Below are 13078 nucleotides of genomic sequence, written 5' to 3' on the forward strand. Positions count from 1 at the left end.
GATTATAATTGAGACTCTCTATCACAAAACAATAGTCGTTTAATTAAGAATATCTACCATCACTTGAATCAGTATCACGAATAAATATTTTGTCTTAAAAAGTTATTCCAAAATATACTAATCATTTTCCTTGCCTACATAGAGCCTTGAACCAATATCGTAATAAAATATTCCACATTGAGTATAAACAGTTTAAATATGGAATAAACTATTTTGTGACGAATATACCAATAAACTTAATTTTCCTTAAATAGTATCTATTGAAAACAACGACTCTTTACAAGGTGTATTATGAATTCAAAAATAGCCACATCATTTATATTCTTATCGATGACCGTTGGCTGTCAGTCTAACTCAAAAGATACTTATGACTTTTCAAATGTTGATAAAGTGATTAAGCAAGATATATCTGATGGTTTTCCTAGTGCAACCATTGGTATTTGGTATAAAGGAGATATTATAAAAATTGATTCTTATGGATACATTAAAATCCATGATGAATATACACCAAAACGACCACTCGGCAGCACTGAACATAATAATGACGTTAGCCTACCTAGTGAGAAGTTAATTCCAGCGGTAGATAATACTATTTACGATCTAGCATCAAACACAAAAATGTTCTCTACTAACTACGCAATTCAATATTTGGTTTCTAACGGGAAATTAGATTTAGATCAACATGTATCAGACATTCTTCCTGAGTTCGCAGATCAACCTACCGACCTGATCAAAGGCAAGTCTGAGATAACAGTACGAGACCTTTTACAGCATCAAGGTGGGCATAAGCCAAGTGTCGAATTCTACAAAGAAACAGGGGATATGTACTCCCAGTCTCGCGAAAAGACTTTAAACATAATGCTCAAGACCGAGTTGATGCAAGCTCCTCACACCGCTGTAACCTACTCTGATATTGACTATATGATATTAGGGCAAATCATCGAAAAAATTACGGGTATGACGCAAGACAAGTTTATGCATGACACGTTTTATCAGCCTATGGGACTTGAGAGAACCGGATATAACATGTTGACTTCCCCCCTTTATGGCAATGCTTTCACCTTAGATGATTTTGCTGCAACAGAAATATATGGCAATAGTAGAGAAGGACAAATTCATTTTAATAACATTCGAGAGCATACGCTTCAGGGCGAAGTCCATGATGAAAAAGCTTATTACTCAATGGAAGGTGTCGCTGGTCATGCTGGGTTATTTTCTACCGTTGAAGATATGTTATCTCTAATGTCCATCATGATTAATGGTGGAGAGTTTGATGGCGTTCAATATTTTTCTGAAGAAACCATAGAGGAATTTTTAACTCCGATAGAAAACCATGAAGAAAGTGGTTATGCATTAGGATGGAATATAAATTATCAGCACGAAAATACATGGTTATTTGGTCGCTATGCTAGTGAAAATACTTACGGACATTCCGGGTGGGTAGGGACAGCATCCCTAATCGATCCGGATAATGAATTAATGGTCATTCTTTTAAGCAATAAAAAGAATACACATATAAAGATGGACTGCGGAGAGGCGGTTTGTGGTGCATTTGAAGGTGACAAAATGAAAATAGGTGATTATGACCCTATTTTTGAAGAAATATATAAATCTCTTAATCTATCTAACTGATTCACACCAAAAGACAAATTATATTTAAACATGAGTACAAAACATGAAACGATATATATATGCAGCACTACCATTAATTATTATTATTATGGGATGTCAGAGTAATAATAATGATGATAATCATACAACTGATACTAAAATAACACTTGGTATAGAAAATACCGACCAATATCTAACGTACTTACAAAACAAACGAGTAGGTTTAGTCGTCAATCCCACGTCGCATTTATCTAATGGCGAACACACTATAGATTTTATGCTTAGTCAAGGAGTCCATGTCACGACTCTTTTTGCACCTGAACATGGTATCCGGGGGGAACAAGAGGCAGGAGAAGAAGTCGAAGATGGCATTGATGTCGAAACCGGCTTACCCGTCATTTCACTTTATGGCGACCATAAGAAACCAACAGCGGAAGATCTTGAGAACGTAGATGTTTTAGTATTTGACATACAAGATGTTGGTGTACGTTTTTATACCTACATAAGTACCATGCACTACGTAATGGAGAGCGTGGCTGAGAACAACAAAGAGATTGTCATTCTAGACCGTCCAAACCCAAATGGGGATTATGTTGCCGGCCCCATCATGGAACCAGAGTTCACCTCATTCGTTGGCATGCACCCGATCCCCGTAGTTCATGGTTTAACAGTCGGTGAACTTGCCAACATGATTAACGGTGAAAGATGGCTTTCTAACGGTATTCAGATACCAAAAGAGGACATTGTTGTAGCTGAAATGCAAGGCTACGACCATAGCACTCACTACTCTCTACCAACCCCTCCTTCTCCAAATCTTCAAACCGACAATGCTATACAGTTTTATCCTTCTCTTGGTCTATTTGAAGCAACAAGCATCAGTGTGGGACGTGGCAGTAAAACACCTTTCGAGGTAATCGCTTTTCCAGATCCCCAACTCAAAGTAAATATTGAATTTTTGCTTGATGACACCTCCGCTACTTGGCCACAACGGGGCCAATATGTTTACGGTGAGAGTTATCAAGTTTCTCAAACCAGCCCATTCAACTTTACTCTTCAGCCACTTTATGACTGGTATTGGAACATGCGTGATATGGGCTATGCGAGCTCTGAAATCATCGATAGACCTGAGTGGTTAAGCTCGTTACTCGGAACGGATAAAGTGCTGCCAATGATCATAAATGGCGTCCCATTAGAAGACATTGAAGCCTCTTGGGATAGCAATCTCAGTAGCTACGAAAACATGAGAACTGAATACTTAATTTATACAGAACAGAGCAACAAATCGGAGGGGGAATAATGAAAAAACAAACACTCTGTATCTTATCAATACTGGGAACTTTATCCGGCTGCAATAATGGAGACGGTAATGAACAGTCTTTAGAACAACGCGCTGAAAGTATCTTATCGGAGATGACAACCAGAGAAAAAATAGCGCAAAAAATCACCATGTCATTTCGTTATTTCTGTGCCGATGATGTGGAAGAATGTTCGACAGGATTGACTCAAATAAACGAAAGTGTCAGAAGAGTGATCAAAGAGGAAAGTATCGGTGGTGTAATCCTTTTTTCCTCAAACATGGATGGCATCAAGAATACCGCTCGCCTAATCTGGGATATGCAAGATTCCGTCAGTGATGACCAGCCTTTAGGCTTATTCATGACCATTGATCAAGAAGGTGGAAACGTCGTACGCCTTCCAAGAGAACAAGCAACAAACTTCGCAGGTAATATGGCTCTTGGTGCAGCTTACCTGAGCGATCAATTTAATGATAATCTAGCCTACATGCAGGGCTTAATTCTAGGTCGAGAGGTCGGTTCTATAGGGTTTAATGTCAACTTTGCCCCAGTCGTTGACGTACAAAGTAACCCACTCAACCCTGTTATCAATGTGCGCTCTTTTGGTGAGTCTCCCGAAGATGTAGGAGTACTTGGTGGCCAGACAAGCATGGGGATGTCAGATGCCCACGTTGTATCTGCTTTTAAACATTTTCCAGGGCATGGTGATACCGAAGCTGACTCTCACTATGGTTTACCACGCGTAAACAAGACGCTAGAAGAAGCGTATGCGACCGATCTATACCCTTATATATCAACAATACAGGCAGGCACACAACCCGATATGATTATGACCGCACATATCCAATATCCTGCACTTGATGACTCCGTCCTCTATACGTCAAAAGAAACCGACGATACTCCTATAGGCTCTGAAATCCTTGTCCCTGCAACTTTGTCTTATCACATTCAAACTGAGTTATTAAGAAACGAGCTAGGTTATAGCGGATTAACTATCTCTGATGCATTAGATATGAAGGGAATCGCAGATTACTTCACCGAAGAAGATGCGGTTGTGAAACTATTCAATGCAGGCGTTGACATTGCATTGATGCCAACTGAATTTTACTCACAGAAAGACGATAACAAAGTTACACATATTATTGATGCTGTAATGGAAGCCGTAGACAAACAAGAACTGTCGATAGAATTGATCGATGATTCGGTAAAAAGGATCATTTTGACAAAACTTGAAAACAATATCTTGAATGAAAATGGAGCAACTGACTTCGAGGATGTCTACAGCTATAGCTTAGAAGTGCTTCAGTCCAGCGAACACAAAGAAGTAGAAAAGGAGATCGCCGATAAATCAATTACCATTGTTAAAAACAATGGATTACTCCCAGCCAACGCAAGCACACTTGGTAAAATTCATATTATAACCCCATGGGAAGAACAGGGCGCAGCAATACAAATACAGCTAGAACGAAATAATGTATCCCCCTTTGACATCTCACGAACCAAATTTTCTAACACAAGCTGGGATGAAGCCATTGTTGATATTGATAATACAGATACTCTAGTTATTGGTACTAATTCCACTGCACCTTCACCTGTTGAAGACGATGGCATACCAAACGCAACTAAGATGGTCGCATTTTCAAAAGGCACGAAGGCACCGAAGAATTTATCGAACTACTCTTTAGTACGTGCTTCGACTCTTCCTACCGACGAGTCAATGAGTGAAGAGCAACTCGCTCGATATTTATTTGAGTACGCCTCACAAAAGGAAAAACAATCCGTTCACCTATCTCTTCGAGCACCCTACGATATTGTGAATTATGACGATATTGTTGATACATCTATAGCTGCATACAACTACTACGGCTATGAAAATGGTTCAATGCGTGGCCCTTCTCTACCGGCTGTTATCGACACATTAATGGGGGTAAACAAGCCAAAAGGACGACTCCCAGTCAATGTCTATGAGATAGAGCTCGATGAAGATGGAAACACTGTGTTGGGTGAAGTGAAATATCCAATAGGACATGGCCTTTCCTACTAAGCCTCCCCAGTAAAACCTAAACATAAAAGGGCACATTCCGTGCCCTTGTTTTGATTCAAATCTTGGCCTCTGTGCTTTCCAACAACTCTTGTGGCATCGATGGGTTCATATCTTCTACCCCAAACCGCTACTTACTTTTTCTCCCACACGTTAAATTCTCACATTTATGCAATCAAAGTCAGCGGACTGTGAAATTTCATTCACAAAGAAAAATATTGCTAGCTGAATTTTATTGAGCTCGACTATGATTCGCGCTCCTGTGTTTTGGTGATTTTTTAAATGAGAATTTATACCGCTATTATCACGGCAGCATTGGCTGCAACAACACTTATCGCTCCTGCACACGCAGACGATAAATTCACTTTAGGTCGTACTATCTTGCTTGAGCACGGTAACCTAGCTGCAAAAATCCCAATGGTGATTTGCCGCAACACCAACGCGATCAAAGTGAAAGCAGAGAAAGACCTAGAACTAAGAAAGGTCGTTGTGCGATTCCAAAACGGTGACGAGAAAACCATTCGCTTCCACCGTGATCTAAAGAAAGACAAGATGACCGACTGGCGTTACTTCGGTTACCGTCGCTGTGTGAAAAACATCGAAGTATACGGTAACTCAGAAGGCTCTAAAGCGGGCGTGCGCGTTTACAGTAAAGAGAAGAACGATTAATCGTTACTGATCTCGACATTCAAAAGGGATGAGTATCCTCCTCTCTACGAATACAAAAATCCCTCGTCGATTGGCGAGGGATTTTTATTGTCAGTCAGAAACGAAGAAGGCTCTTATTCTGGCACAACCAATTCGGTTCCATTGACCGTAATTTCGACTTTACGCGCGGCTTGCTCGCGATGTTCTTGTTCAATGACTGACGTCTCAAGACGAATGTTGTTCGCTTTCACGCTATGCAAAATCAAGAAATCTGCCACGACTTTTGCTCGCTCTTTCGCTAAGTGATTGTTGTACTCCAGATAAGCAGGCTTACTGTCTGCCCCCCCTGTCACCACCACTTCATAGCTTTCCAACCCAGTAATTCGAGTGGCCAACTGCATCAACTGAGCTTCCATCTCAGGGTTGAGCGATGCATCGTCATAGCTATAAACCGGACTGTTCTCCGCTAGAATCACGGTTTGCTCTTCTGGCGTATCCTCTATGTGCTCAATAGGTTGCGGATCGTAACTGCTGCTCGACCACGGATGAAGCACCAGAGACAAGTTCACCTGACGCAACTGCTTGGTGTCTTTTTTGTCGTAGTACTGATCGATCACACTGACATTAAACAGATTGTCGAATTGCAACGAGACGTCGATGTACTCACTCAGAGCATAGTAACCGCCCACCGACAAGTACGGTGCCACGCCGCTGGTTTCTGTCGGTGAATCTAACTGAGGCTTGTCCATGTCGGCGTTGTAGACGTAGCCACCCACACCAGCAAACAAACCACCATCGCGCCACAGTGACCATTTGTGTTTGGCGAGAATGTCCAAACCTTTCATGTCAAAACCATTGCCGTCCGATAAGCTGCGATAGCCTAACTCATAATCAAAAGACTGCGTCGAGATACCTAAGCTGTACTTCAAACTGGTGATGTCGTTGTCGTGCTTGTAAGGATCGTCTTTAAACTGAGCGAGTCCCCCTCCCACTTGAAAATACAACCCATTGGATACCAAAGTATCGATAACGCCTTTCTCGGGTTCGTCGACTTGCTGAGCCTCTTGTGCCAAAACTGGGGAGAGTGCAAAAACAGAAATCGCGAACAAAATCATTTGTTTGTAATTCACAAGCCTTCCCCTATAAGTAAGAAACGGTGTACACCACCATTCCCTCGAACTTCCCTTTCTTAATGTTGGCAGGGTCGAAAGGCACCAGTTTGGCGAGGTAACGGTCATAGCCGACTTGCTCTACTTCGTAGCCATCACCGACAGGCTCATTAAGTTGCACCTCTTCACCACTTGGGGTGTAAAGCTTGATGCCGTAGGATTTGATTTCTTTGCCGCTTTCGTCAAAGACAGGCACATAAGATCGGTTGGTCAGATCACGCACGTTATCAAAATAACCACGCAGCTTAACGGATGGACAATCGGCTCCGTACTTTAAGTTGCGAACGATAATAGTGAGAGGGCGAGGCTCGGTTTGCACAATATCGTCCACACCAATGCGCCCGTAGTCGATGTTATTGTTCTTGATCTCCAGCTCAACCAAACATTTAGAAGGCTTAAGGATGTCCATGTTCTGAATTACGCTGCGGTAGTTCGCATACGCACCGTTGTAACCTAACTCCCCATCTAACTGGAAAATGTTGACCGGCGCGCTATATCCAGAGAAGTCCCCCGGCCCCGTAACAATGATGGGCTGGTATGTAATGGTTTTGGATGTTTTAGTGCGTGATTCACAGGCGTTGTTATCTTCACTAGCACTACATTGAGGGACCCTGAAGCCATCAACTGCCGTTTTTACGCCATAAATATCTCGGCCTTCATATCGAAACCCCACCTTAATACCGGGAATATTCGGGACGACGGTATCACCCGTTTTACCGGGCCAAAAGAACACTTGTTCGGGGAAATCCTTCAGGTGAGGGAAATTCGTCGCATCTTTATAGCAAGTAACATTCACCGTTTGAGACGGGCCACGCCATACCACTTGCCCATCAGGGGCATCAATAGGTACCGATGCAGAAGGGTCAATGTAGAAACTACTTACACCGCCGGGGCCACTACCACCAAAGCTACCACCAGCTTCTGTGCTAAAGCAGGCTAATGCCCACGCATTGGGAGCGATTGAAAGACCCGTAACAAGCAAACAAAGTGTCAGAAATAATGCTTTCATAATTACCCCTCACTTTCGTCTTTGGCCGTGCAAATGTTTTTTGCATTGCAGAAATAGGTGTTGCTCACCGTGGCTCCATAATCATTGATGTGGCTTAACGTGTATCGGTCACTTTTTTCTACTTTCAACGTTCTGCTGGTGAAAGGCGCCAACATCACAGGGGTGAAACCCGCCGCGTCTTTCTTCGCTTTCCCCACCATCAATTCAGAGTAAGTCACGTAAAATGGCGAACCGTTTTCTACCAAGATCTTATTGCTGCCCGTGCGCTTAATTTTGGTCGCGCTCGCCACCGCTTTATCGATGCGCTTAATCTTGTCCAGACTGGAAGGTCGATAGAAAAATTTGATCACCGATTCAATCGCAATCTGGATAGAACCACTGGCGGTCTCTGCGACGGCATCGTCATGATCATCATGCTCCGAAGGCGGCACTTCGCGAACATGTAAGAAGTAAGCCGTTTCTCTGTCTTGCGGCAGCTGGGAAACCGTTGGCAAAGATTTGATGCGCAGCATGGCGTAATCTTTACTCTCGATTCTCAACACGGGTGGAACAACGATGAATTTGTCTTCTACATCCTTTCCGTCCATGTCCGTCAACCAAGATTGCGCCAAGAATGGAATGTCAGCGGGGTTCTTTATTTTGACGGTCTCTACCTTTGAGTTACCTTCATAAACCACACGAGTTCGGTCTAAAGCCAATGCTGCATTCGCCGATGCCGAAACCATCAAACAACACATGACGGCTAGAATTGATTTTTTCATAACTTCTCAACTACTGATTAATTATCACAATGAACGGAACGGATGACTTCTTTACTATTTAGGATTGAGTCATCAATGATTAAGTGGCAGCTTTGGTTATCCCCCCAGCTCACACTGATTTTTGAATCGAGATTGACGCCAACCAGATAAGCCGTTGAGTCTTGCCCAACAATGCCAATCTCTTGATTGAGTTCGTCGTCAAACACCAATGCGCCAAACGGAATGTCTTGTTCGCTTTGCAAGCGCGCCATAAAGTTGCTGCCTTGGCGGGCTTTAATTTTTTGATAGCCGATCGCACCTTCGGTTAGCACCATGCTCTTAACGCTTCCGAGCACCTCAACATCATCAGGTAGTGATTTGTAATCGATGGTGTTGTAGCTCTTTTGATAAGGCGTCACGCCATTGATCAGCGCCAAGCCAAACGCATTGGTCTCTTCGTTGTTGCTGCCGTTAATGGTGACGTCTGGTACATTCGAGTCGATAAGAATGCGCGACGTACCCGAGTTAAGTGCGCTGTATGCCAAGCCATGTTTTGAAAGCAGCACTGTCCCCATCGCATTGGCGTTTACTTGGCTGTACGAGTTGGTTTTGTAGCTGCCACCAACAGACGTCGACATGAATGAGAAATCACGATTGTAGTTGCCACTTACGCCGTTGGATTCACCCTCGTAAACATCGTAAGCAACGCGATAGTTAGAACCGTCATCGTTGTTGTATCCCGAGTAGGCAAGGTTTTGAGAGTAGTCGCCACTGCGTGAATTGGTTTGAACTGAGACAGTGTTGCTGCCACCAATAGGAATAGAGATTCCCAATGACCAACCTTTTTCGTCAATGCTTGGCGAGTATTCATTAATGCCCGACTCGTAGTCGTAACTGATGTATGAATCGTTCGACTTGTACAGGTTCATCGTTAAGTAGAGATCGATCCCGTTGATCTTCAACGGATGCGAAATATTGACGTCGTAACGAGAACTGTCGCGGCGATTGTCCCAATAGTTGTTTGAGGTGTAAGACAAATACGCACTGGTCGAGCCAAAGCTCTGGGTTAGTGCAATGTATTTTTCATCTTTGCGGTTGTTGTTCGCGGCATAGACGATGGAAGAAGTGCGGTCATCATAAGACTTCAAATACTCATCAAATTCGTAATATTGCTCTTCCGAAAAACGGTAGCCTGCCACACGTAAGCCCAAGCCAAAGTCGGTCAGCGTGTTGTTGTAAGTAAAGCCATAAGACAAGCCAGAGGCATCCGTGTCGTCGCCTAATTTCGCCTGTGCAGAAGAAATATCGAATGAAGCCGCCCCGAAGTAATTCAGGTTGATACCACTACCGAAAGTGTAAGATTGGTAATCTTCAGAGAGCAGCGTTGCAGAGAACAACGACAGGTAGTTGTTGACGCCATAGGACGCTTCGGCGGAGAAAAACTCTGGCGTGTGCTCATAAGCATCACTGTCCGGTATGCCCACTGAAACGCTATAACGCACGTGATTAGGTCGCGTTAGGTACAGCACATCTGCACCGTTCACTTGGTAACGTTGAATCGTCCCGTCGGCTTGTTTGACCTCAACATCCAACGTACCTTGAGACGCTTGTGATAGGTCATCAATCAGATACGGTCCCGCATTCACATTCACTACTTTAAGTACGTTGCCTTGCTGGCGAATGGTGATCACCGCATTGGTATTGACCGTGCCAGAGACCACTGGCGAGTAACCGCGCAAGTTCGATGGCAGCATTTGGTCATCGCTTTGCAGGCGAACACCCGTCATTTGGAACGAGTCGTACACGTCCGAGCCAAACTGGGTATTACCGAACGTCAATTTCGATTTAATGCTGCGAATCGGCGCGTAGCCATACAATGAAGTAAAGTCACCCGAGTAGTTGTTAGATGCTTGGTAATTTGCTCGAAAGCGAAACGCTCCGGCATTTAGCCCAACAATGCCATAGGTGGATAGATCGTCATTCCAACCGTTTTCATCGTCTTGTTGGCTAGAAAAATAGTTAACGTTGTAATCCAGATAGAGCGCGGCGATGCCATCGTCCCATAAACGATCAGGCACAAAGCCATATTTGTACTCGTTGGCGATGTATTCTTGAGGCGTTGTGATGTCTAAACGTGCTTTACCGAGATCGGACGTGACTTTGGTGTAGCCGACATCTTCAAACTGATAACACACACCACCATCAACTGAGATCGTGTTTTCTTTGTAGACTTTATAACCACGCTCACTAAGAGGAAGGCTGTCCATTAATGCATCAGAAATGCAGGGTTTATTGTTATTAAATACAATATTTTCTTTGGTTAAGAACTCCCCATTAATATAAACCTCTAGCTCATATTTACCGTCTTCCACAAAGTTCGCATTCGAGAATTTGCTTAAATCGACACTATTTTTACTTCTTATAAAATAATCATTGAAGCTGGTCGCGTAAGAAAAAGAAGGAAAGGAAAGTACAATTATTAAACCGAGTAAATGACGACGCATTTTATCAACCAGTGTTTTTTATTAGAACGAGAGCTTTGGCTAAATAGCCAAAGCTCTCTCGGCAACTGCTTATGGGTACGTTACGCGTAGTAGCGCCCAAGATTCTGCAACACCCGCTGTAACAGGTGTTGCTGTTACGTCTACGTTTGCTTCATACGCTGCAGAGAAAGACGCGATGTTTGTGCCGTCTACGATTACGTTGCTTGCTGCTACGTCACCGTTGTCGATTGGGTTACCATCGTGAAGGATACGTACGCCAACGCCCGTTGCACCGCCTTCAACGCTGAATAGGTCGCCAGTAGTGTCTGGGTTAGAATCGAATGTGAATTCCGCTTTTGTTGCTACAGTCGTATCACAGTCCGTCAGTTTCACTTGGAAAGGCACTGGTGTAGAGCGGTCACCTTTTGCTTTAAAGATGTGCGTTGGTTGTTGACCAAGTTGGATTGTCTGATCGATGCTGTCTGGTGATAGACCACATGCTGATTCTACGATTTCACCTTTGAAGTAAACGTTGGTCGTGTTTTCTGCCAAAGCAGGGGTTGCAGACATCAGTCCAAAAAGAAAAGTAGCTGCGATTGATGAGCGAATGAATTTAGCTTTCATTTTTAAATCCCGTGTATTTTTAGCGAATAAATGCAGACAAGAAGTGATGACTTCTTATTGTTGCAATTTAGTTTTTAATAAATGTGTGGATGGAAACGTTTTATTTCCAACTCGATATGTTTGTATCGTTTCACAAACATTATGATTTTTGGTTAGCGTGAATGTTATTAAGTTCTAAATCATTAATTCTCCCTAAATTATTTGCTCCTTTTCATCAAGAAATAATGCATTCTTGTTACGAGCCTATATGTTATTTACCTGTTCCAATTTACATTCATCTAATTAAATGTTTTTCCGAAGATAACGATGACTCGACGTACAATTCGTGAAAATTAAGTGTTATTTGAGGAGCTCCAAGTGCGAATAGTCAACAACTCGCCTAATACATAATCTGACGTTCCAGAATATATATTCGAACAAAAGCCAACCTCTTCAAGCTGAAGGACTCGAGCTTTCTTTGCCGCTTTTCTTTCAGCCGCGACGATCCAAAAAAATTTTGCCTCACTTTCGTACAATAGCTCAATCAAACGCTCAATCGTCGACAGCAACGCACTGTAAGTTAAGCTTTCAGAGTGGAGAAGAATGAAAGTATCGCCTTCGATTCGATATGTGACTGATGCTAAATAGCACCCAGTAACAGACCACAGCTCCGTTCGCTCCCTACCTGTCACAAACGGCTCATACTCCTCTACGGAACAGAGACTTCTAAGAAACTTATAACCACTGCCTTTTTCTTTTAAACGCCGCCACCTCCCCTGCCTTTGGGGAAGTTCAATCAGTCCAAAATTTCCTCTTCGAAAGCGCTCAAATCTCTTCATCAGTTGAGGTTTTTTCGGAAAGCCACAAACCTTAAGTTCATCTACACTGATTCTGAGAGCTCTAAATATTTGAACCATTCGTTCAGGTGTCGGTTGTATCTTCTCGCTTTCCCAACGAGAAAGTGCATTCACATCAAGCCCAGAAAACAAAGAGAAGGAAAGATCGTGCAAGCGCTCAACTAACTCTCTCTGAGACCAACCTCTTCTCTTTCGTGTCATTCGAAGGTGATGAGAAAAGTTCGATTTCATCTTCTGTTCTCCTGCACTGCTTAATTGACTTATGAATCAAGAGGTTAAATAGGCATAAAAAAGTTAAGCAATACGGACATGCTCTGTATGTTTGAGGAGGATAGGTTGTAGAATTTGTCTCGAGTTATTTGATGCTATGCCATTAAAAAATAAAGAGAAATGTACAAAAACGGCATTTTGATTCAATGGTAAAGAACAACTACGTTGATATCGATAGATTCAGCCTTTACCTGAGCAACCCTGTCAAAAAACCGATGACTCACCGTGCGTTTCAGCCACAAATGGATGCAGAAAAAAGACGCAAATAATCAGCGCTAGGAATTCAAGACATTAGAAAACGTGAGGTCGCGGTCGCTTCCTCAGTCATTGAGAATATGAACTGTGTTGTTAT

The 13078-nt window shown here is 42.9% G+C and carries 10 protein-coding genes; 4 read left to right on the plus strand and 6 right to left on the minus strand.

Features of this window, described 5'->3' with window-relative positions; translation table 11 throughout:
* Positions 1–291: 291 nt before the first annotated feature.
* The 4 genes from pbp4b to ITG12_RS24070 all read left to right on the plus strand — a co-directional run bounded on the left by pbp4b (position 292) and on the right by ITG12_RS24070 (position 5616).
* On the plus strand, positions 292–1632 hold the full coding sequence (gene pbp4b, locus ITG12_RS24055; RefSeq protein WP_050568894.1) for a penicillin binding protein PBP4B: 1341 nt from the start codon (positions 292–294) through the stop codon (positions 1630–1632).
* Between the two features lie 43 nt (positions 1633–1675).
* A complete protein-coding gene (locus tag ITG12_RS24060; protein WP_038882163.1) occupies positions 1676–2908 on the plus strand; it encodes a DUF1343 domain-containing protein in 1233 nt (410 codons plus the stop codon).
* Positions 2908–4950 (plus strand): glycoside hydrolase family 3 protein, encoded by a 2043-nt coding sequence (locus tag ITG12_RS24065; RefSeq protein ID WP_248874301.1) that lies wholly within the window; start codon positions 2908–2910, stop codon positions 4948–4950. The genes ITG12_RS24060 and ITG12_RS24065 overlap by 1 nt, the downstream gene beginning before the upstream one ends.
* A gap of 279 nt (positions 4951–5229) precedes the next feature.
* Entirely contained in the window at positions 5230–5616 is a 387-nt protein-coding gene (locus ITG12_RS24070) for a DUF2541 family protein (protein ID WP_248874303.1), read from the plus strand.
* Between the two features lie 113 nt (positions 5617–5729).
* On the opposite strand, the gene ITG12_RS24075 is transcribed toward ITG12_RS24070, so the two are convergent.
* The 6 genes from ITG12_RS24075 to ITG12_RS24100 all read right to left on the minus strand — a co-directional run bounded on the left by ITG12_RS24075 (position 5730) and on the right by ITG12_RS24100 (position 12687).
* The gene (locus tag ITG12_RS24075) at positions 5730–6725 is read right to left on the minus strand and encodes an OmpA family protein (RefSeq protein ID WP_248874305.1); all 996 of its coding nucleotides are present in this window, start codon (positions 6723–6725) and stop codon (positions 5730–5732) included.
* Between the two features lie 10 nt (positions 6726–6735).
* Complete coding sequence (locus ITG12_RS24080) at positions 6736–7773, minus strand: adhesin (protein WP_248874308.1); 1038 nt, start codon at positions 7771–7773, stop codon at positions 6736–6738.
* 2 nt (positions 7774–7775) lie between these two features.
* Positions 7776–8534, minus strand: coding sequence for a molecular chaperone (locus ITG12_RS24085; RefSeq protein ID WP_248874310.1), 759 nt, complete (start codon positions 8532–8534; stop codon positions 7776–7778).
* A gap of 17 nt (positions 8535–8551) precedes the next feature.
* The gene (locus ITG12_RS24090; protein ID WP_248874313.1) at positions 8552–11017 is read right to left on the minus strand and encodes a fimbria/pilus outer membrane usher protein; all 2466 of its coding nucleotides are present in this window, start codon (positions 11015–11017) and stop codon (positions 8552–8554) included.
* Between the two features lie 69 nt (positions 11018–11086).
* Positions 11087–11620 carry a fimbrial protein gene (locus tag ITG12_RS24095; RefSeq protein WP_009706582.1) on the minus strand — a complete coding sequence of 178 codons (534 nt, stop codon included), beginning with the start codon at positions 11618–11620 and terminating at the stop codon, positions 11087–11089.
* 332 nt (positions 11621–11952) lie between these two features.
* On the minus strand, positions 11953–12687 hold the full coding sequence (locus ITG12_RS24100; protein ID WP_248874315.1) for a helix-turn-helix transcriptional regulator: 735 nt from the start codon (positions 12685–12687) through the stop codon (positions 11953–11955).
* Positions 12688–13078 lie beyond the last annotated feature (391 nt).

Origin of the sequence: Vibrio sp. ED002, from assembly GCF_023277445.1 — a bacterium.
Classification (GTDB): domain Bacteria; phylum Pseudomonadota; class Gammaproteobacteria; order Enterobacterales; family Vibrionaceae; genus Vibrio; species Vibrio jasicida.